Genomic DNA, 24569 nt, shown 5'->3' on the forward strand with positions numbered 1-24569 from the left:
CTGCCTTCTCGCCCTGACACCGACCCCCCGACCGCCTTCTCTTCGCGCGAATTTCGCAGCGCGCTGGGCATGTTCGCCACGGGCGTGACCATCGTCACCGCACGCGGCGCGGGCGGTGAGCTGGTGGGCATGACGGCCAATTCGTTCAATTCCGTCTCGCTCGACCCGCCGCTGGTGCTGTGGAGCCTGGCGCACAAGGCCTCGTCGCTGCAGGCGTTCGCCACCGCCACGCACTACGCGATCAACGTGCTGGCGGTGGAGCAGCGCGCACTGGCCGAGCGCTTCGCCACGCGCGGCATCGACCGCTGGGCGGGCGTCGCACACCGCCCGGGCCTGCACGGCGCGCCGGTGCTCGAAGGGGCAGCGGCGGTGTTCGAGTGCGCCAACCGCAGCCAGTACGTGGAGGGCGACCACACGATCTTCGTGGGGTTGGTGGAGCGTTGCGCGCACCTGGGCGGCGCGGCGCCGCTGCTCTACCACGGCGGGATGTTCTATACCGAGCACCCGCTGGGCACGCTGTCGGACACGGCAGTGCCTGACATGCCCGCGTCCTAAAAGCCCAGGCTCGCTTCTCCTACAGACAGGGCGGCTGGCGGGCCGCTCAATGGAGGCTTCCCGCAACGTCAATGCACAAGGAGCCTCACATGAACAGCCCCAAGGACACTCTCAACCGCGATCCCCTCACCGGTGCGCCGGGAGCGCATCCCATCGGAACGGGCATCGGCGCCGCCGGCGGCGCGGTCACAGGCGCAGCGGCCGGCGCGCTGGGCGGCCCCATCGGGGCGGCGGCAGGCGCCGTCGTCGGCGCGGTGATCGGCGGGCTGGCCGGCAAGGGCGCGGCCGAGGCGGTCAACCCCACGGTGGAAGAAGCGCACTGGCGCGAGGCCTATGTGCGCGAGCCGTACTACTCCCCGGATTACGCCTATGAGGACTACGCCCCCGCGTACCGTGCGGGCTGGGAAGCCCGTGCGGCCGGCAGCGACTGGGATGCCGCGCGCGCGCAATGGGCCCGCAGGTGGGACGCCGAGCATGCCGAGGGCCGGCTCAAGTGGGAAAAGGCCCAGCCGGCATTCAAGGCCGCCTGGGACCGGGCCAACCGCAGCTACGTCCAGGAAACGGGCTACTGACTCCGAACCCGTGGTTATGGCGCCGCGCCGGTGGTCTTGATCCATTCCACCATCGCGTCGTAGGCGGCGCGGGGCGTCTCCAGGTGGCCGCCAGGCACTTCCAGGTAGCGATTGCGGGAGTTGGCGGGCAGCTTGTCCACCAGGTAGGCACGGATACGGCCGAACAGCGGGTCTTTCTCGCCCACGGCCGTGAAGACAGGCAGGCTGGCGGGCAAGCGCGGTGCGGTGACGGACATCTCGGCATCGCCCGCCGGGTCGAAGTACGACTGGAAGTTGGCCGCCGTGGTGATCAAGGGTTGCTGGCGGCCCTGGTTGATATCGATGAAGCGCTCGCGCTCGCCGCCCTTGCCTGCGGCCACCAGCTCGCGCGCCTTCACGATGCTGTCATGAACGGCCGACAGGCCCGGCAGGGTGTCGTACAGCAACGGTACATGTCCGGGCGCCAGCAGCACCAGCGCCTGCACGTCGCCGCCACGAACCGCATGGCCCATGGCGGCAGGCACGCCCATGCTGTGGCCCATGAGCACGATGCGCGTAGCGCCCTGCTCGCGCAGCGCACGCACGTGGCCCGCGATCTCCTGCATGGCCTGGTCCCAGTTGCCGTCGAGGTAGCGCGTGCGCGACCACGGCATGTCGGGCAGCCGCACCAGCCAGCCCTCGCCCTCGAAGCGGGTCTTGAGCGGCGAGAAGTTCGGGTCGTTCGGGTTGCCCGGGCTCTTGCCGTGCAGCATGAGGATGCCGACGCGCTCTTGCGCCAGGGCGGATGGGGGCATCAGGGCGGCGCACAGGCCCGCCAGGGCGAGCGCGCAGCAGGCGCGGCGTGTCAGGGTCATGTCTCCTCCGGGGTTGGGAGCGCCATTCTTGGCGCCCGGCCCCACCGCCGTCCAGAGGAGTTTTACTTGACCGCCTCGGGCAGTTCGATCTTCACTTCGAGCACCTCCAGGTCGTCCTGGCGCTCGAAGTGCACCTTGAGGTCTTCGGCGTTGATCTTCACGTACTTGGAGATCACGGCCACCAGCTCGCGCTGCAGCGCGGGCAGGTAGTCGGGCTGGCCCGCGTTGCGGCCGCTGCGCTCGTGGGCCAGGATGATCTGCAGGCGCTCCTTGGCCACCGTAGCGGTTTTCTTCTTCTCGCCGAGCAGGAAAGACAGCAGGGACATGGCCGCTTACCTCCCGCCGAAGATGCGCTTGAAGAAGCCGGGCTTGACCGCCTCGATGAAGCGCAAAGGCTTGTCCTCGCCAAGGAAGCGCGCCACCACGTCCTTGTAGGCTTCCGACACGTCGGTGCCCGCGAGGTGGATGGCGGGCAGGCCCTGGTTCGAGGCCTGCAGCACGCTTTCGGACTCGGGAATCACGCCGATGAGCTTGATGCGCAGGATGTCCTGGATGTCTTCCAGGCTCAGCATCTGGCCGTCCTCCACGCGGTTGGGGTTGTAGCGCGTGATGAGCAGGTGCTCCTTGATGGGCTCCTTGCCCTCGATGGCCCGCTTGGTCTTGCTGCCGAGCATGCCCAGGATGCGGTCGGAGTCGCGCACCGAGGACACTTCCGGGTTCGTGACCAGCAGCGCCTCGTCGGCGAAGTGCATGGCCATGAGGGCGCCGCTCTCGATGCCCGCGGGGGAGTCGCAGACGATGTAGTCGAAGCCCATCTCGGCCAGGTCCTTGAGCACCTTCTCCACGCCATCCAGCTTCAGCGCGTCCTTGTCACGCGTCTGGCTGGCGGCCAGCACGAACAGGTTCTCGCACTGCTTGTCCTTGATGAGGGCCTGGTTCAGGTTGGCCTCGCCCTGGATCACGTTGATGAGGTCGTACACCACGCGGCGCTCGCAGCCCATGATGAGGTCCAGGTTGCGCAGGCCGACATCGAAGTCGATCACGGCGGTCTTGTAGCCGGCGAGCGCCAGGCCCGATGCGAAGGCGGCACTGGTGGTGGTCTTGCCCACGCCACCCTTGCCGGAGGTCACGACGACGATTTTGGCCATGTGTGCGGTTTCCTTGCGTTAGTTCTTTTCAAAGCGGTTCGATGAGCAGCTTCTCGCCGTCCAGCCGCACTTGCGCGGGCTTGCCGCGCACGTTGTCGGGCAGTTCGGTCTCGGTGGTGCGGTAGATGCCGGCCACGGACACGAGCTGCGGCTCCAGGCAGGTGCTGAAGATGCGGGCGCTGGTGTCGCCGCGCGCGCCGGCGATGGCGCGGCCGCGCAGCGGCGCGTAGACGTGGATGTTGCCGTCGGCGATCACTTCGGCGCCGAAGCTCACCACGGCCATCACCACCAGGTCCGCGCCGCGCGCATACACCTGCTGGCCGGAACGCAGCGGCTTGTCCACCACCACCGTGCCGGGCGCAGGAACGGGCACTTCGACCTGCACTTCGCGGACGATTTCGCGCATCGCCTCACGCGGCTGCGCACGCGCCGGGGCCACATCGGGTGCGGCGATCAGGCCCGCAGCGTGGGCCGCCTGCATCTGCTCGGCGCTGCCGCCGCGCACGGCCACGGGCTGGGTGCGCAGGCCGCGCAGCGCCTGCACCAGCGCGGCAAAGTCGATAGGCCGCGCCTCGCCCTGCACGGCCGTCAGGTCGAGCAGCACGGGGTCGTTGTCGAAAAATTCGGGATCGTCGGCCACGCGGGCCGCCAGGTCGGAGGCGATGGCGGCGGCGTCGGTGGTCTTGAGCACGACGGCCACCACGGGCAACTGCGCGCTCTTGAGGTCTAGATGGGTGCGGGTGGTGCCCGCCGTATCAACGGCCATGAAGCAATGCGGTGGAGAAAGGGCCGCGCCAGCGGCGCCAAAGCCGCGAAGTGTACCCGCGCCATGCGCCGGGACTGCTTCAGGAAGTGTCTGCGCCGGGGGTCAGAATTTCGGGAGGCGGATGCGGCTGATCATCAGCGAGCCCGACAGCGCGAACAGCAGCACCGGCATCTGCGCGGGACTGCCGCCGCGCACGGCCACCAGGGCGGCAAAGTCGATGGCGGCGTCGGAGGTCTTGAGCACCACGGCCACCACGGGCAGCGAGGCGCTCTTGAGGTCAAAGCTGGTGCGGGCCTGGGCCGCCATCGTAAGGGCCATGGAGGAGGGTGGAGAAGGGGGCTCGGAAACCCGCGAAGTGTACCGTGCTGCTCCCTGAGTCTTGAGCGCAGACCTGACCTTCCTTGAACGGCACTGCAAATTCGAATCGACGATGTTTTAATCGCTGGGCGCACCACGGCCCCCCCACAGACTGCGGGCGCATCACTCGTTTTAAAGAAAGATGTGTCAGATGCCTTCCATTGCCGGTTTACTCCCCGCGCCATGGCGCGCCATGAACCCCTTGTGCATTGCTGCGGCCGCGGGCTTTGCCCTGGTAGCCCTGGCGGGCTGCGGCGGGAGCTCTAACGACACGGCACAGCCCCCCGCCCCCAGCCTCGCGGCCCCCACGAACTTCACCTACGAAGTGCAATTTCGGTGGACTGCCACACCAGGCGCCACCCGCTACGAGTTGCATGTCGACCCAGACGGTCCTGGCCCACTGCCTGAAACCAAGGTACCCGACAACAACGGCACCGGGACGGGTTTCAATTTCCAATCAAATGGTACGCAGGCGTTTACCGGATCCCTGTACTTTTACGATGGCAGCGTTGTTGCGCCTGACTTAGTTGGGAGAATCAATGCCACCTATCGGTTGCGTGCGTGCGATACCAAGGGATGTGGCGCCTACACAGCACCCATCGTCAAGGAGTACAGCTACGAATTTCCATCAGGTCGAGTCCCAATCTTCCACTCGCAGTCCAAAGACGGCCTCACACTTGCCATCGGCCAGCCCAGTGGAGATGCAAATTCCGCCGTATTTGTTTTCACACGCAGCAGCAGCGCACAACCATGGCAGCAACACGCCCTGCTGCGTTCCGGCAATGCCTGGTTCGGATATGGCCTGGCGCTGTCTGACGATGGCAACACCCTGGCCGTAGGTGAATCCATACGGCCCCAAGATAACCTTTCCCCTCGCGGGACACGTTCTTACATCTATCAGCGCAGCGGCAGCACCTGGAACCAACAAGCCTCGCTAACACCCCACGATATCCCGTCGGCCTGCCAACAGCCATGCGAGATGGATCTCTCAACATTCGCACTGTCCGCTGACGGCAACTTGCTGGCTGAGTTGATAACTCTCTCCTCGCAAACCGCGGCCAAGTACATGAAAGTCGTCGCGATTCACGCTCGCGACGGAGCGACTTGGTCTCAACGGGCCTTGTTCGATACAGGTGACAGAGACACTGTTCTCATGACGCTGGCCCGTGATGGCAAGACCTTGGCGGTGAACCAGGGTGCCACATACCGTGACAGGAGCATGCCGTCCTTCGCCCTGGTCTTCGCACAGCAAAGCAACGGTATCTGGAGCGAGCAAGCCCGCATTCCTGTTGGTATTCATTACTTCTTGGACGTTGCAGCAGGTGCTTACAGCAGTATGCAGCTATCCGACGATGGCAGCACCCTTGCTGTCATGGCGCGAGATCTGCCAGATGACCTCTCCGGGCGCGCTATCCATGCTGCCGATCTCTCGTGCGGCCCTCTGGTGGGAGAGGGGTCAGCGCATCGCTATTACATGGCATTGTTTGCACGCAGCGGCGCTACATGGCAGCGGCAAGCCGCTATCTCGCGCGGTTATCAAAGTAGCACCTCGTGGGCGTTGGCCCGCGATGGCAACACGCTGCTTTACGGCAATGAACTGTTCACGCGCAACAACGGCACTTGGGCTTGCCCCTGATCGGCCACACCACTGATCCGCAAACATGCCGCCCTGCCCCGCGCCTGGCTGGGCGGCCTGCGGCTTTGGATGAAATGGCTGCTAGCGCTTATCCAGCAAGCGCAGACAGCTATTGTTTTCAGAGCTTCGGTATCTTGATCCGGCTGATCATCAACGACCCCGACACCGCGAACAGCAGCACCAGCGGGTGCAGCGTGAAACCGCCGATCACCACCGTGCCCAGCCACAGGTGCTCGCGCACCGCGCCCATGGAGGCCGCCAGCGCCAACAGGCCCACGAGCACGATGGAGGTGGGGATGGGCGTGCCCTCGAAGTACTTGACCTTGCCCGACGGCCCCTCCGCCATCGCCTCGGCCGTGATGTTGAAGCGCGCCAGGCGCGAGACGCCGCAGGCCACGAAGAAAGCGAGCACAATGCGGTCGTACAGCCCCTGCATGCCGCAGGCATAGGCGATGATGGCCGGCGCCACGCCGAAGGAGATCACGTCGGCCAGCGAATCCAGTTCGCGCCCCATGGCCGAGCTTTTCTGCCGCCAGCGCGCAACGCGGCCATCGAGCACGTCGAACACCAGCGCCGCCAGCACCAGCGCGCAGGCGAAGTACACGTGGCGCACGTCCGCCGTTTCCAGGTAGGTCATGGACGAGAACAGTGCCCCGACGCCGCACACGGCGTTGCCCAGTGTGAACCAGTCCGCGAGGTGGAACTCGCGGATCATCGAGAAGCGTTTGTGGGGTGATGCCATGGGGCGATTATCGAACGCTCCGGCCCCCGCGTCTCACTGGAAGCGCGGCGCGCGCTTTTCGATGAAGGCGGTGACGGCCTCGCGGTGGTCGGCCGTCTTGTGGGCGAGGGCCTGGTAGCCTGCGGACAGCTCCAGCAGCGATTCCAGCGTGGCGAGCTGGCCCTCGCGCAGCAGGCGCTTGGTCATGCGCATCACGGCGCCGGGGTTGGCGGCGATTTTTTCGGCCAGCGCGCGGGCCGTGGGCAGCAGCTGATCGGCGGGCACCACGCGGATGACCAGGCCCGCAGGCCAGCGCATCCAGCGCATTGATGGCCTCGCCGGTGAAGGCCATTTCGGAGACCTTGGCCATGCCCACGGCGCGCGGCAATAGCCAGGCCGATGTCCGCGCGCACGAAGCAACGGCACATGAGCCGATACCAGCGTAGCGCGACCCATGAGTTCCGTTTATTCCTTGGGCAGCGTCCGCGCGATCGGCTCGTAGGATTTTTGTGCCTGTTCGACTGCCTTGGCCCATTCGGCGCCACCGAGGAAGGACAGGAAAGGCGCATCGTTGCGAGCCGTCTTGACGTACTCGGGATCCTTGAGGGCGGCTTCAATGGCTTTCTCGAGCCGGGCGCGAATCGCGGCCGGAACGCCGTTAGGCGCGGCGATGCCGCGCTCGGCCGTCATCTCAACCGGAAATCCCATCTCGAACGTGGTCGGCGTGCTGGCGATGCGCTGCACCTTGTCCTTGGTGAACTGGGCCAGCAGACGTACGGGCGTGGCTTCGTTTTCGGGATCCGGCACCTCCGAAGCGGCCAGGAACGCGATGTCGAGCGTGCTGGTCGTGAGGGCGGCCTTCTGCTGCGCCGAGCCGTTGAACGGGATGGAGTTGAACTTCACGCTGGCGGCGTTTTCCAGTTGGGCCATCGCCAGGTGTCCGTTGGTGCCCAGGCCGTTGTGGCCGGCCGAATAGGACGACGGAGCGGTTTTCAGCTGGCTCACGACCTGCCGCAGGTCGGTCAGCTTGCTGTCCTTGCGCGTCACCATGATCGTGGGGTCGCTGACGAGGCGCGCGACCAGGGTCAGATCCTTGGTTGTGTACGACGACTTGCGGTACATCGGTACGAAAAAATAGCCCGGCAGATTGACCACCACCAGGGAGTAGCCGTCCGGCTTGGCCCGCATCACCGAATTGATGGCGATCTCGCCCGATGCTCCCGGCCGGTTCTGAATGACGAAGGAGGCGTTGTCGCCGAGATGCTTGGCGATGAAGGGCGCCAGATTGCGCACCATCACATCGGTGGTGCCGCCGGCGGCGAACCCGACGGTGATGCTGATCGGCGCGTCCGAGGGCCAGGCGGCGTGCGCCGGCGCGGCCGCGAGGCCGGTCAGAAGGGCCGCGGCGGCCGCGAGGATCGAGCGATGGATGGAGGTGCTGAACATCACGATGTCTCCGAAGTTGTCATAGGGGCGCCGAATCTTGAATCGATCCACAAAGTAGCGAAAGCGATATTTATTCAATAGAAGACAGTCGTTTTTAGACACTTATGATTATTCAAAAAACGACTTTTAAAGTATTCATAAATATCACTTTTCAGACTGATTCAGGCTTCCTACACTGCGCCCCAGAAGACAACAAGGAGCGTCAATGAGCGGATTTCTGAGCATCGACAGGATGGACGGGGTGGTGGTGGCCACCATGAATCGGCCCGACGAGCGCAACGCGCTGACCGAGGAGCACCAGATGCTCGAATTCGTCGAGCTGTGCGCGCAGATTCGGCGCGATCCGGGCGTGACGGCACTGGTGCTGACCGGCGCGGGCTCGGCCTTTTCCGCCGGCGGCAATCTCAAGAACATGCGGGACAAGAAGGGCTTTTCCGCCGGCTCTCCCGCCGACATCCGCGACGCCTACCGCAACGGCATCCAGCAGATCCCGCTGGCGCTGTACGAAGTGGACGTGCCGACCATCGCCGCGGTGAACGGCCCGGCCATCGGCGCCGGTCTGGATCTGGCGTGCATGTGCGACATTCGCCTCGCGTCCGAGCGGGCCACCTTCGCCAGCAGTTTCGTCAAGCTGGGCATCGTGCCGGGCGACGGCGGGGCCTGGCTGCTGGCGCGCACCATCGGCCAGCCGAAGGCGATGGAAATGATGCTGACCGGCGACACCTTCGACGCCGCCCGTGCGCTGGCGCTGGGGCTGGTCTCGCGCGTGATCCCACCGGAGGAACTGATGCCGCAGGCGCTCGATCTGGCGGCGCGTATCAGCGCCAATCCGTCGCGCACGGTGCGCCTCACCAAGCGGCTGCTGCGCGAGAGTGACTCCGTGTCGCTGGCTTCGTCGCTGGAGATGGCGGCGGCCTACCAGGCGCTGGCGCACTACACCTCGGACCACGACGAAGCGGTACGGGCGTTCCTGGAAAAGCGCAAGCCCATGTTCACGGGCCGTTGAGGAGAGGCGATGTTCGAGTTCAATCAACCGCCGGACCTCTCGGTCTGCGAGCCCACGCGGCAGCGGGTGCGGGCATTTCTCGCCGCCGAGGTGGAGCGGGGCAGCTTCAAGCCCTGGGAAGTGACGTGGACCACCTTCGACCGCGGCTTCAGCCGCCGTGCCGGGACCGCGGGTCTGATCGGCATGACCTGGCCGCGCGCCTATGGCGGGCAGGAAGCCACGGCGCTGGAGCGCTATGTGGTGGTGGAGGAGATGCTGGCCGCTGGTGCGCCTTGCGGCGCGCACTGGATCGCCGACCGGCAGTCCGGCCCGCAGATTCTCCGGCATGGGTCGGAGCGCGCCAAACAGGACATCCTTCCACGCATCGCACGCGGCGAGTGCGCCTTCGGCATCGGCATGAGCGAGCCCGACTCGGGCTCCGACCTGGCCGCGGTGCGCACCAGGGCTACCCGGGTCGAGGGGGCTGGCGCATCAACGGCACCAAGGTGTGGACGACCAATGCCCACCAGGTGGACTACCTCATCACCCTGGTGCGCACGGCCGAGCCGGGCGTCGGCAAGCACGAGGGGCTGACGCAGATGATCACGGCCACCGGCCAGCCCGGCATCACCGTGCGGCCGATCCGGGACCTGTCGGGGCATCATGAATTCAACGAGGTGCACTTCGAGGACTACTTCGTTCCTGACGACATGCTGATGGGCGAGCCCGGTTCCGGCTGGCGCATGGTGACCGCCGAGCTGGCCTACGAACGCAGCGGCCCGGACCGGTTCCTGAGCGCGTGGCAACTGCTGGCCGCCCTGGTGGATGCCGTCGGCCACGAGCCCGACGCACAGCAGGCCGTACAGATCGGGCGCCTGGTGGCGCACGCAGCGACGCTGCGGCGCATGTCCACCGGCATCGCCGGCCTGCTGGAGCGGGGCGCAAACCCCCAGGTGGAAGCAGCGCTGGTGAAGCACGTGGGCACGGGCTTCGAGCGCGAGATTCCAGAAATCGCCCGCTTGCTGGTGAATGCCGGCCAGCAGGGCGAGGCCGGGCAGCGTTTCGCCGACGCGCTGCGGCACGTGACGCTGGCCGCTCCCAGCTTCACCTTGCGCGGTGGCACGCGCGAAATTCTGCGTGGCGTGATCGCGCGAGGGATGGGGCTGCGATGAGCGAACGAGACGAACTCACGGCGATGGTGAACGAGCAGGCGGAGCGGCAGTTCCGCGAGCTCCTGACGCCCGAGGCCATGGAGCAGGCCAGCACCGGCCAATGGCTGCCGACCCTGTGGCAGCAGATGGAGGACGCCGGCTGGCCGTCGGCACTGGTCGCGGAGGCGCAGGGCGGTGTCGGCCTGCCTTCGAGCGCCGCGTTCGACGTCGTCCGCCTGAGCGGGCATTGGGGCGTTCCTCTGCCGCTGGCCGAAACCATGGCGGGTCGCGGACTCTGGACGGCGGTCGGGGGCGATCCGGACTTGGTGGCGGATCGGCCGGTGCTCCTGGGTGTAGGCGCGCAGGCACGTGCGCCTGCGCTGCGGCTCGATGGCGAGTCCTCCCTGACTGGCGAGACAGGTTCCGTGACTTTCGGCGACGCGCCTGGCGCCCTGCTGCTGGTGCAGGCCCATATGCGCGACGATGCCCATGCGCTCGTGCTGCTGGACGTGCAGAAGCTCGCGCCGCGTTCGGTGCGCGCCCTGTCGTTCGAGGCGCAATGCGCATTCAGCCTGGGCAGCGTTCCGGTTCCGACAGACTATTGCCAGCCATGGGACGTGCGCGATCCGCGCGCGCTTCAGGCCGTGGGTGCCGTGCTGCGATCGGTGCAGATGGTGGGCGCCATGCAGCGCTGCCTGGCGCTGGGGCTGCAATACGCGCAAGAGCGGGTGCAGTTCGGCCGGCCGATCTCGCGCTTCACGCCCGTGCAGGACATGTTGGTGGAAGCCGCAGCGGAAGTCTCCGCCGCCGTCAATGCCGCCAGCCTGGCGGTGGACCATTGGCGGCCGGCGCCGACGCCCGAAGGCGTGTTCTCCGCCGCCGTGGCCAAGTCCCGCTGCGGCGAGGCTGCCGGCAAGGTGGCCGCGTTCATCCACCAGGTGCACGGCGCCATGGGGTTCACGCAGGAGCATGTGCTGCACCAGTTCACGCGCCGCCTCTGGGCCTGGCGCGACGAATTCGGCACGGAGGCGTACTGGAACCACCAGATCGGCACGCGCGTCTGCGCAGCCGACGGGCACAGCCTGTGGCCCATGCTCACGGCCCTTTGACATCCGACCCCATGAAGACCGACCCTTCCTCCTTCAAGAACGGCCCCTTGCAGGGCGTGCGCATCATCGACGCGACCACGGTCGTCCTCGGGCCCTACGCGACCCGCATCCTGGCAGACATGGGCGCCGAGGTGATCAAGATCGAAACCTCGTCGGGCGACCAGACCCGCCACTACAAGCCGCTGCGCCACGAGGGCATGGCGGGCTACTTCATCAATCTGAACCGCAACAAGCGCAGCGTCTCGCTGGACCTGAAGTCCCCCGAGGGCATGGAGGTGCTCAAGCGCCTGCTGAAGGGCGCCAACGCCTTCATCCACAACATGCGGCAGCAGGCGGCGGACCGCCTGGGCCTGGGCTACGAAGCGGTGCGCGCCGTCAACCCCGACATCGTGTACTGCTCCGCGGTGGGCTTCGGCTCGGCGGGCCCGTACTCGGGCCGGGCGGCGTACGACGACGTCATCCAGGCCGGCTCCGGCATCGCCGGGCTGTTCGCCCAGGTCCACGGCCAGCCCATGTTCGCACCCACCGTGCTGTGCGACAAGATCACCGGCCACACAGTGGCCTACGCGGTGGTCGCAGCATTGCTGCAACAGGCCAAGGGCGGCGGCGGCCAGGCGGTCGAGGTGCCGATGCTGGAAACCTCGGCGGAATTCGCGCTGGTCGAGCACCTGCACGCCGCCACCTTCGAGCCACCGCTTGGGGAGATCGGTTTCAAGCGCGTCATGAGCAAGTTTCGCAAGCCCTACCGCACGCGCGACGGCTTCATGTGTATCCTGCCGTATTCCGATAGCAACTGGACCGATTTCTTCCGCTTCACCGGGCGCACCGAACTGCTGGACGACGAGCGCTTCCGCGTGCTGGCAGACCGGGTGCAGCACATCGACGAACTCTATGCCGTGGTCGAGAAAGAGGCGCCGCGCTTCACCAACGCCGAGTGGGAGGCTTTCTGCAACCGCGTGAGCATCCCCTGCATGCCCGTGCGCGACCTGGAGGGCGTCCTGCAAGACGAGCATTTGCAGGCGGTGGGGATGTTCCAGCCCGCCACGCACCCGACCGAAGGCGACTACCGAGTAGTGCGCAGTCCTGTGCAGTTCGCCGAGCCGTTCCGGCTGCGCCACCACGCGCCGCGATTGGGGCAGGATACGATCAACGTGATGCGGGATGCGGGTTACTCGGACGCCGAGATCGACAGCCTCGTGGCCAAAGGAGCCGTGCTCGCGGCGCCGCCGGTGGCCGAATGAAGGGCCGGGCCTGCCCCGCCATTGGAGCTGTAGCGCGAGGCCACCCCACATGACACTGAAGCAGTTGGAAGCGTTCTACTGGGCGGCGAAGCTGGGCACCTTCGCCATCGCCGCACAACGCCTGCACGTGACACAGTCCTCGCTGTCCAAGCGCATCGCCGAGCTGGAGTCAGACCTCGGCCAGCAGCTGTTCGACCGCACGGCGCGGCGCGCCATGCTCACGGCGGCCGGGGAAAAACTGCTGGACAAGGCGGCGGCCATGCTCGATCTGGAGCGCGAGATCCGCGCCGACTCGGGCCCATCCCGCGACGAATTGCAGGGCGCTTGCCGCGTCGGCATCACCGAGCTGACCGCGACCACGTGGTTCCCGTCCCTGGTGGCGCGGGTGGAGCGCGACTTCCCTCTGCTGACGCTAGAGCCGCAGGTGGGTTTGTCGCGCCTGATCGAGAACGACGTGGTTCGGGGCGAGCTCGACGTGGCGATCCTCGCGGGCGCGGTGAATCGGCCGGAGCTGCGCGGCCGGGCCGTGGCCGACATCGAGTTCATCTGGACCAGCGCGCCCGTGCGGCTGCCGCGCCGCACCGTGCTGCAGGCCGAGCATTTCGAGGCGCATCCGGTCATCAACAATCCCCACGACTCCGGCCTGTCCGTGGCTTTCGAGAGCTGGGCCAACACCCACCGCATCCGCATCGGCAAGACGATCCAGTGCAACAGCCGTGCAGCGATCATCGCGCTGACCATCGCCGGTGTCGGCATCAGCTTTCAGCCGCGCCGCTACGTGCAGCCGCTGCTGGAGCGCGGCTTGCTGGTGCCGCTGGAGAGCGCCGCACCACTGCCACGCCAACCCTACAACCTCGTCTGGCGCGCGGACGACGACCGGCGCATCGTCGAAGCCATCGTGGCCCTGGTGCAGGAAGAGGCGGATTTCGACGCCGACAACCTGTTTTGGGGCAATTGAAGATGCTGTCGCGATCCAATCGATAGCTATAGCTGTCTGCTATGGGCGATCGCGAATGGGATCCACATGCCAGCCATCAGCAGCAGGGGCAGCGCGAAATCGCCAGCGGCCGTGAGGCGACACAAACACTCTGAAACGCTCGCCAGACGTGCACAAGCAGCCCCCATTCACGAAGCATCAGCCTGCCGCCGCGCCGCGAATTCCACGTACCAGGACAGGCAATCGGGGTTGGCCATCGCGTCCCGATTGACCACCTTGTCAATCGGCTGGCCCAGCAGCAGCTTCTTGATGGGCAGCTCCTGCTTCTTGCCGCTCAAGGTGCGCGGCACCTCGGCGACCTGGATGATCTCGTCGGGCACGAAGCGCGGGCTCAAGGAGCTGCGGATGGCCGCGTTGATGCGCTCGCGCAGCGCGTCATCCAGCGTGGCGCCGCTGCGCAGCACGACGAAGAGCGGCATGTAGCTCTCGCGGCCCAGGTATTCCAGATCGACGACGAGGCTGTCGAGCACCTCGGGCAGGCTTTCCACGGCGCTGTAGATCTCGCTCGTGCCCATGCGCAAACCGTGGCGGTTGATGGTGGCGTCGCTGCGGCCGTAGATGACGCAGCCGCCGTTCGCGCCCACCTTGAGCCAGTCGCCGTGGCGCCAGACGGCGCCCATGGCGGCCGGGCCATCGCCGCCGCCGGGCTGGCGGCCGTGGCCGGGCGGATACATGTCGAAGTAGCTCGACAGGTAGCGGCTGCCGTCTTCGTCGCCCCAGAGGTAGAGCGGCATCGACGGCAGCGGCTGGGTGCAAACCAGCTCACCCACGGTGTCGGTGACCGGGCGGCCGCCATCGCCCCACGCCTGCACGGCTGCGCCGAGCGTGCGGCACTGCATCTCGCCGGGCACCTGCGGCAGCTCGCGGTGGCCGCCGATGAAGGCCCCGGCAAAGTCCGTGCCGCCCGAGATATTGCACCACCAGACCTCCGGCACGCCGGCCGCCGCCATGAAGCCGCTGCCCCAGCGCTGCACTTCGGCGGGCAGCGGCGATCCGGTGCAGCCCAGCGCGCGGATGGCCGACAGGTCGCCGCAATCGGCCGCGGCGATGCCGGTCTTCATGCAGTTGCCGTAGAACGCGGCACCCGCGCCGAAGAAGGTCACGCCGGTGTCGGCCGCCATGCGCCAGAGCACGGTCCAGTCGGGCCGCTCCTTCGAGCCGCCGGGGTTGCCGTCGTAGAGCACGCAGGTGGTGCCACCCAGCAGGCCGCCGACCTGGGCGTTCCACATGATCCAGCCCGTGGAGCTGTACCAGTGGAAGCGCTCGCCGAACGAGTTGGGCGCGTAGCTGCAGCCGATGTCGTTGTGCAGCACCGCGAGCTGCAGCATGCCCAGCACCATGCCGCCATGGCCGTGCACGATGGGCTTGGGCAGGCCCGTGGTGCCGCTGGAGTAGACGATCCACAGCGGGTGGTCGAACGGCAGCCACAGCGGCTCGAAAGCCTTGGTTTGTGCATCATTTTGGCCCGTAGCGCTTGTGTAGCAAGCGCAGCCAGCTATATTTTTTGAAGCATCAAGGACATGGACCAGCACCACGTGCCGCACCGAGGGCAGTGCCGCGCGCAGCTCGGCCAGCACGCCGGTACGGTCGTGGTCGCGGTCGCCGTAGGTCACGCCGTCCACGGCGATGAGCACCGTGGGCGCGATCTGGCGGAAGCGGTCCAGCACCGCGTGCGTGCCCATGTCCGGGGCGCACACGCTCCACACGGCGCCGATGCTGGCGCAGGCCAGGAAGGCGACGATGGTCTCGGGGATATTCGGCAGGTAGGCCGCCACGCGGTCGCCGGGCTGCATGCCCTGCGCCTGCAGGTGCAGCGCGAGCGAGGCCGCCTGGCGGCGCAGCTCGGGCCACGACAACTCGCTGCGGCGGCCTTTCTCGCCCCGGCCGATGAGGGCAGGCTGCCCGGCCGCGTGTGCGGCGTCCACATGGCGCAGCACCTGCCGCGCGTAGTTCACCTGGGCGCCGGGGAACCACTGCGCTCCTGGCATGGCGTTCTTCGCGAGCACCGCGGTGTGCGGCGTGGGCGATTGCAGGTCGAAATAGTCCCAGATGCTTTGCCAGAACGCGTCCAGCTCGGTGACGGACCAGCGCCAGAGCGCGTCGTAGCCTTCGAACTGCAAGCCGTGGCGTTCGCGCAGCCAGTCTTGATATAGGCGGATCTGGGGGACGTAAGGGGGGCGTTGTGCGGTGCGTGTCTCCATGCGGCCAGCGTAGCGCGCCGCAGCGCGCACGTCACCTGCGAGCGTCCCGTGCTTGACAGCCCGCAGGCGGCTCAGTCGTCGGTCTGGCGGTCCAGGCTGGTGATCGCGTAGCCCTTGTCGCGCAGTTGCCGGCCGGGCTCCACGATGCCGAACTCCGGCCACTGCGCGGCCGTTTCGTCCAGTTCCTCGCCGCGCCGCTCGCTCTCCCAGTCGGTGTTGGTGGCCTCCTGGGGAATGGCGCGCCCTTCGGGCACGGCCAGGTGCGAAAACCGGCCTTCGGCCTCCGCACGGCGGTAGATGTCCACGCGCATGGTTGGGGTCCTTTGCTTGGGTGAGGGAACGTTCCACTCTAGCGGCGCCTCCCGGCCTCCTGCGTAGGAAGGCGCCCCGCATGGCCCCGGCACGGTCCGGGGCTTGACGCAAGGCAACCCCGAGCGCACCCGCCCGGCGGACAATGCCGGCCACCCCTCTTTCTCCCCCCCCCCGCCATGCCTTCAGACACCCTCCCGCCCCTGCCCCGCGGCCTCGCCTCGCAGACCGACGTGCTCATCGTGGGCGCGGGCCCGGCCGGCCTGGCGCTGGCGGCCTCGCTGGCGCAGGCGGGGCTGCAAGCCACGGTGCTGGAGCAGCAGGGCAGCGAGGTGCTCACCGCCCCGGCGCCGGACGGGCGCGAGATCGCGCTCACCCACCCCAGCGTCGCCACGCTGCAGCGCCTCGGCAGCTGGCAGCGCCTGGCCGGGCACGAGATCGGCCTGCTGCGCGAGGCCCAGGTGCACGACGGCCCCGTGGGCCAGCGCGGCGCCATGGCGCTGCACGCGGGCGGCACGGGGGTGGAGCACCTGGGCTGGATCGTGCCCAACCACGCATTGCGCCGCACCGCCTGGGAGGTGGCCTCGCGCACCCCGGGCGTGCGCATCGTCACCGGCGCGCGCGTGACGCAGGTGGCCGTCACCCCCACCCACGCCGAGCTGGAATACGCCGATGCCGCCGCGCCGGACGTTCCCCAGCGCCTGCGCGCGCCGCTGCTGGTGGCGGCCGACAGCCGGTTTTCCGCCACGCGGCGGCAGCTGGGCATCGGCGCGTCGATGAACGACTTCGGCCGCACCGTGATCGTCTGTCGCATGCGCACCGAGGCGCCGCACGGCGAGGTGGCGCACGAATGCTTCGGCTACGAGCGCACGCTGGCCGTGCTGCCGCTGCCGCCCGACCCGGCGGACGGCGCGCCGCTGTGCTCCGCCGTCGTCACCGCTGGCACGGCCGAGGCCCAGGCGCTGATGGCTCTGCCGCCCGAGGCCTTCGCCGCGCGCGTGCAGGAGCAGTTCCAGCACCGCCTGGGCGCCATGCAGCTCGTGGGCGAGCGCCACGCCTACCCGCTGGTGGCCGTGTACGCCCACCGCTTCGCCGCCGCGCGCTGCGCGCTGCTGGGCGACGCGGCCGTGGGCATGCACCCGGTGACGGCGCACGGCTTCAACCTGGGCCTGTCGGGCGTGGAGAGCCTCACGTACGCGCTCACCGGCGCCCATACGCGCGGCGCGGACATCGGCGCTGCCAGCGTGCTGGAGCGCTACGCCCGCGCGCACCAGCGCCACGCCTGGCCGATCTACCAGGGCACCAACGCCATCGTGCGGCTGTACACGGACGCGCGGCCCCTGCCCCGCCTGCTGCGCCAGGCCGTGCTGGCGGGCGCCAGCCGGCTGCCGCCGCTGAAGGCGGCCATCGTCAGCCAGCTCACGGGGCGGCGCCCGGCCTGGCCTGCGGCGGCAGGCCACGCACAGCGGCCCTGATTCCCCTCCGGGGAGGGGCTACGGCGCCGCCAGCGCCGCAGCCATAACGGCAGCTTATGGATGGGCACCCGCGCGCCACTCACGCGCGCGCGCCCGGCTGCCTACAGTCGCGCCAACCCCTCCGCACAGGCGCCCATCCCCATGTCCGCTCACCCAGGCACACCGCCGCATCCGCACCCGCTTACGGCCCGCGCTGCCGCGCCCGTGGCGGTGGACAGCCATGCGCATGTCTTCCTCCAGCGCCTGCCGCTGGCCTCGGCGCGCCGCTATGCGCCGGCATTCGACGCCACGCCGGCCCAATACCTGGGCCTGCTGGACGCCCACGGCATCACGCACGGCGTGCTGGTGCAGCCAAGCTTCCTGGGCAACGACAACCGCTTCCTGCTGGACACGCTGCGCGCCCATCCCGGGCGCCTGCGCGGCGTGGTGATGACGGACCCCGCGGCGGATGAGAAAGAACTCGCCAGCCTCGACGCCGCAGGCGTGGTCGGCGTGCGGCTGAACCTCGTGGGCCAACCGCTGCCGGACCTCGGCACGCCCGGCTGGCAGACCTTCCTGGCCCGCCTGAAGGCGCTGGACTGGCACCTGGAGCTGCACCGCGAGGCGGCAGACCTGCCCGCGCTGCTGGACGCCGCACTGCCCGCCGGCTGCCGCATCGTGGTGGACCACTTCGGCCGGCCCCATGCCGCGCAGGCGGATGGCGACCTCGGCTTCGCCGCCCTGCTGCGCCGCGCCGCGTCGGGCCGCGTCTGGGTCAAGCTCTCCGCCGCCTACCGCAACGCGCGCGGCGTACCCCAGGCCGATGCCCAGAGCGCGTGTGCTTGCGCCCGCGCGCTGCTGGAAGCCTTCGGGCCCGAGCGCCTCGTATGGGGCAGCGACTGGCCCCACACGCAGCACCAGGACCAGGCCGACTACGCGCGCAGCCTGGGCGCCCTCGCCGACTGGGTGCCCGACGCCGCGCAGCGCCGCCGCATCCTCGGCGAAACGGCCGCCGAGCTCTTCCGCATTCCCCCCGCCATCTGACAAGGAGACACCATGCAACGACGTTCCATCGCCCTCGCCGCTCTGGCACTGGCCCTCGCGCCGGCCGTGCACGCCCAGGCCCCGGCAGGCTTTCCCAACAAGCCCGTGAAGCTGGTGGTGACCTACCCGCCAGGCGGCACGGTGGATGCCGTGGCCCGCATCCTGGGCCCCAAGCTCTCGCAGATCTGGGGCCAGCCCGTGGTGATCGACAACCGCGCGGGCGGCGGCGGCATCATCGGAGCGCAGGCCGTGATGGCCGCGCCCGCGGACGGCTACACGCTGATGGTGGACGCCTCCAACCACGCGCAGAACCCCGCGCTCAAGAAGCGCATGCCGTTCGACACACTCCAGGCGTTCGCCCCGGTATCGCTGATGCTCAAGGTGCCCAACGTGCTGGTGGTGAACCCGGGCTTTCCCGTGCGCACGGCCAAGGACCTGGTCGCCCACGTGAAAGCCCACCCCGGCAAGGTGGACTACGCCTCGTCGGGCAACGGCTCCGCGCAACACCTGGCGGCCGAGCTGTTCGCCATGAAGACCGGCGCCCGGATGACCCACGTGGCCTACCGCGGCGGCGGCCCGGCCATGGTGGACGTGATGGCCGGCACCGTGCCCGTGTTCTTCGCCAGCCTGGCCTCGTCGCTGCCCTACATCCAGGGCGGCAAGCTGGTCCCCGTGGCTGTGGCGGGCCAGCGGCGCTCGCCCGTGCTGCCCGACACGCCCACGTTCACCGAGGCCGGCGTGCCGGGCGTGGACGTCTATGAATGGAACGCCCTGTTCGCCCCTGCCGGCACGCCCGCGGCGCTGGTGGACAAGATCAGCAAGGACGTGGCCGCCGCCCTGTCGGACCGCGAGATCAAGGCCCGGCTGATGTCGATCGGCGCCGAGGTGATCGGCTCCACGCCCAAGGAGCTGGACCAGTTCCGCCGCACCGAGATCGCCCAGTGGACCGCTTTAGGCAAGCAGGCTGGCATTTCTCTGGACTGATCACAGCCGGTCGGCCAGCTGGCTGGCGATCGTCGGCCGGCCCGACGCCTGCCACAGCACGCTGAGCTCGAAATGCGGCAGCCGCTCGCCATCGCGCAGCGGCGCGAACCGCACGCCCCGGTGGCGCAGCACCGTGGCCGACTGCGGCAGCAGCGACGCACCGATGCCCGCAGCCACGCACGAGAGCACGGTGAGCGAGCGGTTGGCCTCCTGCACCACGCGCATTTCCAGCCCCGCGCGCGAAAAGGCCTGCGCGATGCCCGCGCGCAGTGCGGGCAACTGCGCCTGCGGGAACCACACCAGCCCCAGCCGCGCCACGTCAGCCAGCGCGGCGCGGCCGTCGGCATCCGCCGGGCAGTCCGCCGGCAGCACGGCCACCAGCGGGTCGCGGCGCACCAGCTTCTGCCGCACGCGCCCCTGCAGGTCCACGGGCGTGTGCAGCATCGCCAGGTCGATGCGCCCTTCGCCCAGCGCCTCCAGCAGATCGGCATTGCTCATCTCCGACAGCACCACCTGCGTGCCCGCGAACTCGGAGTGCAGCAGCCGCAGCGCGGCGGGTAGCGCCTCGTACACCGCATGCGTGACGAAGCCGATGTGCAGCCGCCCCGTCTTGCCGCCCGCGATGGCGCGCGCCCGCTGCTCGGCGGACTGCGCCAGCGCCAAGCTGGCGCGCACGTCGTCGATCACGGCCCGCCCCGCGCCGGTGAGCACCGCCCCGCGCCGCGAGCGCTCGAACAGGCGCACGCCCAGGTCGGCCTCCAGCCGCCGCAGCGCCTGGCTCAGCGCAGGCTGCGCCACGCCCAGGTGCTCGGCCGCAGCCGTCATGCTGCCCCAGTCCGCCACCGCGAGCAGGTAGCGCATGGTGCGCGTGTCGAACGGCCCGCCGGGCGGGCGCTGCGGGGGATGGGACACGGAAGAAGGCATGGTGGGCAAGGGTAAACCGATAATCGGCGCCCCATGCCTTCCACACCTGCGCGCGTGCTCGCCGTCATCCCGCCGATGACGCAGCTCAACACGCCCTACCCCTCCACCGCCTACCTCACGGGCTTCCTGCGCTCGCGCGGCGTGGCCGCCTTCCAGGAAGACCTGGCGATCGCGCTGGTGCTGCGGCTGCTCTCGCAGAGCGGGCTGGCGCGCGTCCTGGAACGCGCGCGGGCGCTGCCTGAAAAACGGCGCAGCCCCGCCGTGCAGTCGTTCCTCGCGCAGCAGGCGCGGTATCTGGCCACCATCGGCCCCGTGATCGCCTTCCTGCAGGGACGCGACGGCACGCTGGCCCACCGCATCGCGGGCCGCGCCTGGCTGCCCGAAGGGCCGCGCTTCGCCGCACTGGACGTGTACGAGGACGACGGCAGCGGCGACCCGCTGGGCTGGGCCTTCGGTGCGCTGGGCCTGGCGGACAAGGCCAAGCACCTGGCCACGCTCTACCTCAACGACCTGGCCGACGTGCTGCGCGATGCGGTGGACGAGCGCTTCGAGTTCGTGCGCTACGCCGAATCGCTGGCGGGCAGCCAGCCCACGTTCGACCCGCTGGCCGATGCGCTGGCCCAGGCGCCCACTCTCGTGGACGAGGCACTCGCCGCGCTCACGCACGAGGCCATCGAGCGCCACGCGCCCGACGTGGTGCTGCTCTCGGTGCCCTTTCCCGGCTCGGTGTACGGGGCCTTCCGCATCGCCCAGGCCATCAAGGCGCGGCATCCGCACATCGTCACCGTGCTCGGCGGCGGCTTCGTGAACACCGAGCTGCGCGAACTCAGCGACCCGCGCGTGTTCGACTTCTTCGACTACGTGACGCTGGACGCGGGCGAGCGCCCGCTGCTCGCGCTGCTGGAGCACCTGCGCGGCGAGCGCGGCCGCCAGCGGCTGGTGCGCACCTTCGTGCGCGAGGGCGACCAAGAGGGTGGAGAAGTGCGCTACGTGAACCTGATGGAAGCCGACGTGGCCTTCGCCGAGGTGGGCACGCCCACCTGGGACGGGCTGCCGCTCTCCGACTATCTGTCGCTGCTGGACATGCTCAACCCCATGCACCGCCTCTGGAGCGACGGGCGCTGGAACAAGCTCACCGTGGCCCACGGCTGCTACTGGAAGAAGTGCAGCTTCTGCGACGTGGGGCTGGACTACATCGGCCGCTACGAGGGCGCGAGCGCGCAGGTGCTGGCCGACCGCATCGAGGCCATCGTGGCCGAGACGGGGCAGACGGGCTTCCACTTCGTCGACGAGGCCGCGCCGCCGAAGGCGCTCAAGGCCCTGGCCAGCGAACTCATCGCGCGCGGCACGGGCATCTCGTGGTGGGGCAACGTGCGCTTCGAGAAGACCTTCACGCCCGATCTGGCGGAGCTGCTGGCCGACTCGGGCTGCATCGCTATCTCGGGCGGGCTGGAGGTCGCCTCCGACCGGCTGCTCGCGCTCATGAAGAAGGGCGTTTCCGTCGACCAGGTGGCGCGCGTGACGCGGGCCTTCAGCGACGCGGGCATCCTCGTGCACGCCTACCTGATGTACGGCTTTCCCACGCAGACGGTGCAGGACACGGTGGACGCGCTGGAGTACGTGCGCCAGCTCTTCGAGAACGGCTGCATCCAGAGCGGCTTCTTCCACCGTTTCGCCTGCACCGTGCATTCCCCCGTGGGGCAGAACCCCGGGGAATACGGCATCGCCCTCGCCCCGCTGCCGCCGGGCGGCTTCGCGAAGAACGACGTGGCCTTCACCGACCCCACGGGCACCGACCACGACGCGCTGGGCGCGGGGCTGAAGAAGGCCATCTACAACTACATGCACGGCATCGGCCTGGAGGAGGACGCGCGCATGTGGTTCCCCTTCAAGGTGCCCAAGACCACGGTGCGGCGCGACCGCATCGCGCGGGCGCTGCAGACACGGCCTTGAACTCCTGTTTTCATAGCTGTTTGCGCTTGTCCAGCAAGCGCTAGAGGCCTATTTCATTCAAAATCTCCAGCCGCACTGAAAACCCCCTACCATCGCTCCACTTTTCACACCACGGAGGAAGCAGATGGGGATGTTTCAATGGAACGAGCGCCCGGCAGAGGTGCTGCAGTCGGGCGGCGTGATCGGGCCCGACGAGCGCCTGCCCTGGCCGCAGACGGGGCTGATGGGCATCCAGCACGTGATCGCGATGTTCGGCTCCACGGTGCTGGCGCCGATCCTCATGGGGTTCGACCCCAACCTGGCGGTGTTCATGAGCGGCATCGGCACGCTGATCTTCTTCCTCATCACCGGCGGCAAGGTGCCGAGCTACCTGGGCTCGTCGTTCGCGTTCATCGGCGTGGTGATCGCGGCCACGGCCTATGCGGGCAAGGGGCCCAACGCCAACGTGGGCGTGGCGCTGGGCGGCATCATCGCCTGCGGGCTGGTCTACACGCTGGTGGGCGTGGTGGTGCACCTGATCGGCACGGGCTGGATCGAGCGCTTCATGCCGCCCGTGGTGACGGGCGCGGTGGTGGCGGTGATCGGGCTGAACCTGGCCGCCATCCCCGTCAAGAACATGGCGGCCAACAACTTCGAGGCGTGGATGCAGGCGCTCACCTTCGTCTGCGTGGCCCTGGTGGCGGTGTTCACGCGCGGCATGCTGCAGCGCCTGCTGATCCTGGTGGGCCTGATCGTGGCGAGCATCGCCTACGCCGTGCTCACCAACGGCCTGGGCCTGGGCAAGCCGGTGGACGTGTCGGGCATCGCCAATGCGGCATGGTTCGGCATGCCGCAGTTCCACGCGCCGGTGTTCAGCGCGCCGGCCATGCTGCTGATCGTGCCCGTGGTCATCATCCTGGTGGCCGAGAACCTGGGCCACATCAAGGCCGTGACGGCCATGACGGGCAAGAACCTCGACCAGTACATGGGCCGCGCCTTCATCGGCGACGGCGTGGCGACGATGGTCAGCGGCGCCGCCGGCGGCACGGGCGTGACCACCTATGCCGAGAACATCGGCGTGATGGCCGCCACGCGCATCTATTCGACCGCCGTGTTCCTCGTGGCCGCCGTGCTGGCGGTGCTGCTGGGCTTCTCGCCGAAGTTCGGCGCGCTGATCCAGGCGATCCCGCTGCCGGTGATGGGCGGCGTGTCGATCGTGGTGTTCGGCCTGATCGCCATCGCGGGCGCCAAGATCTGGGTGGACAACCGCGTGGACTTCTCGCAGAACAAGAACCTCATCGTGGCGGCCATCACCGTGATCCTGGGCACGGGCGAGTTCACGCTGAAGTTCGGCGACTTCGCGCTGGGCGGCATCGGCACCGCGACCTTCGGCGCGATCCTGCTCTACGCGCTGCTCGACCGCGGGCGCAGTCAATAACGCCGCAGCAGCGACCAGACCAGTTCGATGCCTGCGGTGAGCAGGTCGAACTGCTCGTCGCCGCGCCCCTCCAGCCGCTCGCGCTGGCGCGCGCGCTCCTCGCGCGTGCGGTTGCGCTCCAGCGCGACGAGCGCGTCGGCCAGCGCATCGGGCGAGCGCTCGTCGGCCGGGGCGGTGCGCTGCGCCGCGCGGCCATGGCGCGCGAGGGCCTTGTCCACGGCCTGCGGGTCGAGCAGCGAGAGGGCCGAGCGGCAGTAAGGGCAGGCGTGGTCGTTGCGGATGTCCACCGTGCCTCCGCAGCTCGTGCAGGCGATGGTGCCCACGCGCTCGGCCAGGGCCTCGATCTCCACCTTCGAGAGGTGGCGCACGAAGCCCTTTTCCACCATGAACGAGCCGAAAGTCGAAAAGCGCCCGTGCCGCGCAGCGCAACGGTAGGTGACGTAGCGCCCGCCCTGGGCCACGTCGTAGCCCTTGACCAGCGCCTTGCTGCAGCGCGGGCACTGCAGGCGCTCGGACAGCGGGTGGTGCGCGTCGCCGCCATGGTCGTGCAGCAGCTCGAACAGCTCCAGCACGGCCGCGGGGGCCAGGCGCGTGTTCTCCTGCGGGTCGAACCACATGCCCTGGCAGGCGAAGCACAGGTCCAGTTCCAGCGTGCCTCCGCCGTTCGCGGCGAAGCGGCGGATGTCCGTGGGTTGGCGGCAGGAAGGGCAGCGCGGCGTGAAGGGCATGGTGGCGGCGATCGTAGCGCCGACCCGACTCAGGGTTA

The 24569-nt window shown here is 68.7% G+C and carries 23 protein-coding genes and 2 pseudogenes; 13 read left to right on the top strand and 12 right to left on the bottom strand.

Annotation, left to right across the window (positions count from 1 at the left end; genetic code table 11):
• The first annotated feature begins 69 nt into the window (after positions 1-69).
• Positions 70-555, top strand: coding sequence for a flavin reductase family protein (locus AAG689_RS21650; protein ID WP_406623716.1), 486 nt, complete (start codon positions 70-72; stop codon positions 553-555).
• Between the two features lie 89 nt (positions 556-644).
• Positions 645-1127 (top strand): hypothetical protein, encoded by a 483-nt coding sequence (locus tag AAG689_RS21655; RefSeq protein ID WP_406623717.1) that lies wholly within the window; start codon positions 645-647, stop codon positions 1125-1127.
• A 14-nt stretch (positions 1128-1141) separates the two neighbouring features.
• Here AAG689_RS21655 and AAG689_RS21660 read toward each other — a convergent pair whose 3' ends face one another.
• From AAG689_RS21660 to AAG689_RS21680, 5 genes are all read right to left on the bottom strand, one after another.
• Positions 1142-1960 (bottom strand): alpha/beta fold hydrolase, encoded by an 819-nt coding sequence (locus AAG689_RS21660; RefSeq protein WP_406623718.1) that lies wholly within the window; start codon positions 1958-1960, stop codon positions 1142-1144.
• A gap of 62 nt (positions 1961-2022) precedes the next feature.
• Positions 2023-2286 (bottom strand): cell division topological specificity factor MinE, encoded by a 264-nt coding sequence (gene minE, locus AAG689_RS21665; protein ID WP_020228599.1) that lies wholly within the window; start codon positions 2284-2286, stop codon positions 2023-2025.
• 6 nt (positions 2287-2292) lie between these two features.
• Positions 2293-3108 carry a septum site-determining protein MinD gene (gene minD, locus AAG689_RS21670; RefSeq protein WP_406623719.1) on the bottom strand — a complete coding sequence of 272 codons (816 nt, stop codon included), beginning with the start codon at positions 3106-3108 and terminating at the stop codon, positions 2293-2295.
• Positions 3109-3136: 28 nt separating this feature from the next.
• A complete protein-coding gene (minC, locus tag AAG689_RS21675) occupies positions 3137-3874 on the bottom strand; it encodes a septum site-determining protein MinC (protein ID WP_406623720.1) in 738 nt (245 codons plus the stop codon).
• 102 nt (positions 3875-3976) lie between these two features.
• Positions 3977-4192 (bottom strand): hypothetical protein, encoded by a 216-nt coding sequence (locus AAG689_RS21680; protein ID WP_406623721.1) that lies wholly within the window; start codon positions 4190-4192, stop codon positions 3977-3979.
• Between the two features lie 190 nt (positions 4193-4382).
• On the opposite strand from AAG689_RS21680, the gene AAG689_RS21685 reads away from it, so the two are divergent.
• Positions 4383-5867 (top strand): hypothetical protein, encoded by a 1485-nt coding sequence (locus AAG689_RS21685; RefSeq protein WP_406623722.1) that lies wholly within the window; start codon positions 4383-4385, stop codon positions 5865-5867.
• A 118-nt stretch (positions 5868-5985) separates the two neighbouring features.
• On the opposite strand, the gene pssA is transcribed toward AAG689_RS21685, so the two are convergent.
• The 3 genes and pseudogenes from pssA to AAG689_RS21700 all read right to left on the bottom strand — a co-directional run bounded on the left by pssA (position 5986) and on the right by AAG689_RS21700 (position 8034).
• The gene (gene pssA / locus AAG689_RS21690; protein WP_406623723.1) at positions 5986-6609 is read right to left on the bottom strand and encodes a CDP-diacylglycerol--serine O-phosphatidyltransferase; all 624 of its coding nucleotides are present in this window, start codon (positions 6607-6609) and stop codon (positions 5986-5988) included.
• Between the two features lie 33 nt (positions 6610-6642).
• Positions 6643-6985: pseudogene (locus tag AAG689_RS21695) on the bottom strand (enoyl-CoA hydratase-related protein); the annotation flags it as partial.
• A gap of 68 nt (positions 6986-7053) precedes the next feature.
• A complete protein-coding gene (locus tag AAG689_RS21700; RefSeq protein ID WP_406623724.1) occupies positions 7054-8034 on the bottom strand; it encodes a tripartite tricarboxylate transporter substrate binding protein in 981 nt (326 codons plus the stop codon).
• 205 nt (positions 8035-8239) lie between these two features.
• On the opposite strand from AAG689_RS21700, the gene AAG689_RS21705 reads away from it, so the two are divergent.
• The 5 genes and pseudogenes from AAG689_RS21705 (at position 8240) to AAG689_RS21725 (ending at position 13478) form a co-directional block, all read left to right on the top strand.
• Positions 8240-9040 carry a crotonase/enoyl-CoA hydratase family protein gene (locus tag AAG689_RS21705; RefSeq protein WP_024001445.1) on the top strand — a complete coding sequence of 267 codons (801 nt, stop codon included), beginning with the start codon at positions 8240-8242 and terminating at the stop codon, positions 9038-9040.
• 9 nt (positions 9041-9049) lie between these two features.
• Positions 9050-10191 (top strand): annotated as a pseudogene (locus AAG689_RS21710) (acyl-CoA dehydrogenase family protein).
• A complete protein-coding gene (locus tag AAG689_RS21715) occupies positions 10188-11279 on the top strand; it encodes an acyl-CoA dehydrogenase family protein (RefSeq protein WP_406623725.1) in 1092 nt (363 codons plus the stop codon). The pseudogene AAG689_RS21710 and the gene AAG689_RS21715 overlap by 4 nt, the downstream one beginning before the upstream one ends.
• An 11-nt stretch (positions 11280-11290) precedes the next feature.
• Positions 11291-12520: a CaiB/BaiF CoA transferase family protein gene (locus AAG689_RS21720; protein WP_406623726.1), complete on the top strand. Its 1230-nt coding sequence runs from the start codon at positions 11291-11293 to the stop codon at positions 12518-12520.
• A 49-nt stretch (positions 12521-12569) separates the two neighbouring features.
• Positions 12570-13478, top strand: a complete 909-nt coding sequence (locus AAG689_RS21725; protein WP_406623727.1) for a LysR family transcriptional regulator — start codon at positions 12570-12572, stop codon at positions 13476-13478.
• A gap of 167 nt (positions 13479-13645) precedes the next feature.
• Here AAG689_RS21725 and AAG689_RS21730 read toward each other — a convergent pair whose 3' ends face one another.
• Positions 13646-15718, bottom strand: a complete 2073-nt coding sequence (locus AAG689_RS21730) for an acetoacetate--CoA ligase (protein WP_406623728.1) — start codon at positions 15716-15718, stop codon at positions 13646-13648.
• A gap of 71 nt (positions 15719-15789) precedes the next feature.
• On the bottom strand, positions 15790-16029 hold the full coding sequence (locus AAG689_RS21735; RefSeq protein ID WP_406623729.1) for a DUF6139 family protein: 240 nt from the start codon (positions 16027-16029) through the stop codon (positions 15790-15792).
• A gap of 177 nt (positions 16030-16206) precedes the next feature.
• Between AAG689_RS21735 and ubiM the strand changes: the two genes are divergently transcribed.
• The 3 genes from ubiM (at position 16207) to AAG689_RS21750 (ending at position 19509) form a co-directional block, all read left to right on the top strand.
• Entirely contained in the window at positions 16207-17502 is a 1296-nt protein-coding gene (ubiM, locus tag AAG689_RS21740; protein ID WP_406623730.1) for a 5-demethoxyubiquinol-8 5-hydroxylase UbiM, read from the top strand.
• A gap of 141 nt (positions 17503-17643) precedes the next feature.
• On the top strand, positions 17644-18525 hold the full coding sequence (locus tag AAG689_RS21745; protein ID WP_406623731.1) for an amidohydrolase family protein: 882 nt from the start codon (positions 17644-17646) through the stop codon (positions 18523-18525).
• 12 nt (positions 18526-18537) lie between these two features.
• Positions 18538-19509: a tripartite tricarboxylate transporter substrate binding protein gene (locus AAG689_RS21750; protein WP_406623732.1), complete on the top strand. Its 972-nt coding sequence runs from the start codon at positions 18538-18540 to the stop codon at positions 19507-19509.
• Here the strand turns inward: AAG689_RS21750 and AAG689_RS21755 are convergent, their stop codons facing one another.
• Positions 19510-20433 carry a LysR family transcriptional regulator gene (locus AAG689_RS21755; RefSeq protein WP_406623733.1) on the bottom strand — a complete coding sequence of 308 codons (924 nt, stop codon included), beginning with the start codon at positions 20431-20433 and terminating at the stop codon, positions 19510-19512.
• A 33-nt stretch (positions 20434-20466) separates the two neighbouring features.
• Here AAG689_RS21755 and AAG689_RS21760 point away from each other — a divergent pair, with 33 nt between their 5' ends.
• Together AAG689_RS21760 and AAG689_RS21765 are read left to right on the top strand one after the other, a co-directional pair.
• Positions 20467-22386: a B12-binding domain-containing radical SAM protein gene (locus AAG689_RS21760; RefSeq protein ID WP_406623734.1), complete on the top strand. Its 1920-nt coding sequence runs from the start codon at positions 20467-20469 to the stop codon at positions 22384-22386.
• A 124-nt stretch (positions 22387-22510) separates the two neighbouring features.
• Positions 22511-23803 carry a solute carrier family 23 protein gene (locus AAG689_RS21765; RefSeq protein WP_406623735.1) on the top strand — a complete coding sequence of 431 codons (1293 nt, stop codon included), beginning with the start codon at positions 22511-22513 and terminating at the stop codon, positions 23801-23803.
• Here AAG689_RS21765 and AAG689_RS21770 read toward each other — a convergent pair.
• A complete protein-coding gene (locus AAG689_RS21770) occupies positions 23797-24531 on the bottom strand; it encodes a zf-TFIIB domain-containing protein (protein WP_406623736.1) in 735 nt (244 codons plus the stop codon). The genes AAG689_RS21765 and AAG689_RS21770 overlap by 7 nt on opposite strands.
• Between the last annotated feature and the right edge of the window lie 38 nt (positions 24532-24569).

This window comes from Acidovorax sp. SDU_ACID1, assembly GCF_045291395.1.
In the GTDB taxonomy this organism is placed as follows: domain Bacteria; phylum Pseudomonadota; class Gammaproteobacteria; order Burkholderiales; family Burkholderiaceae_C; genus MR-S7.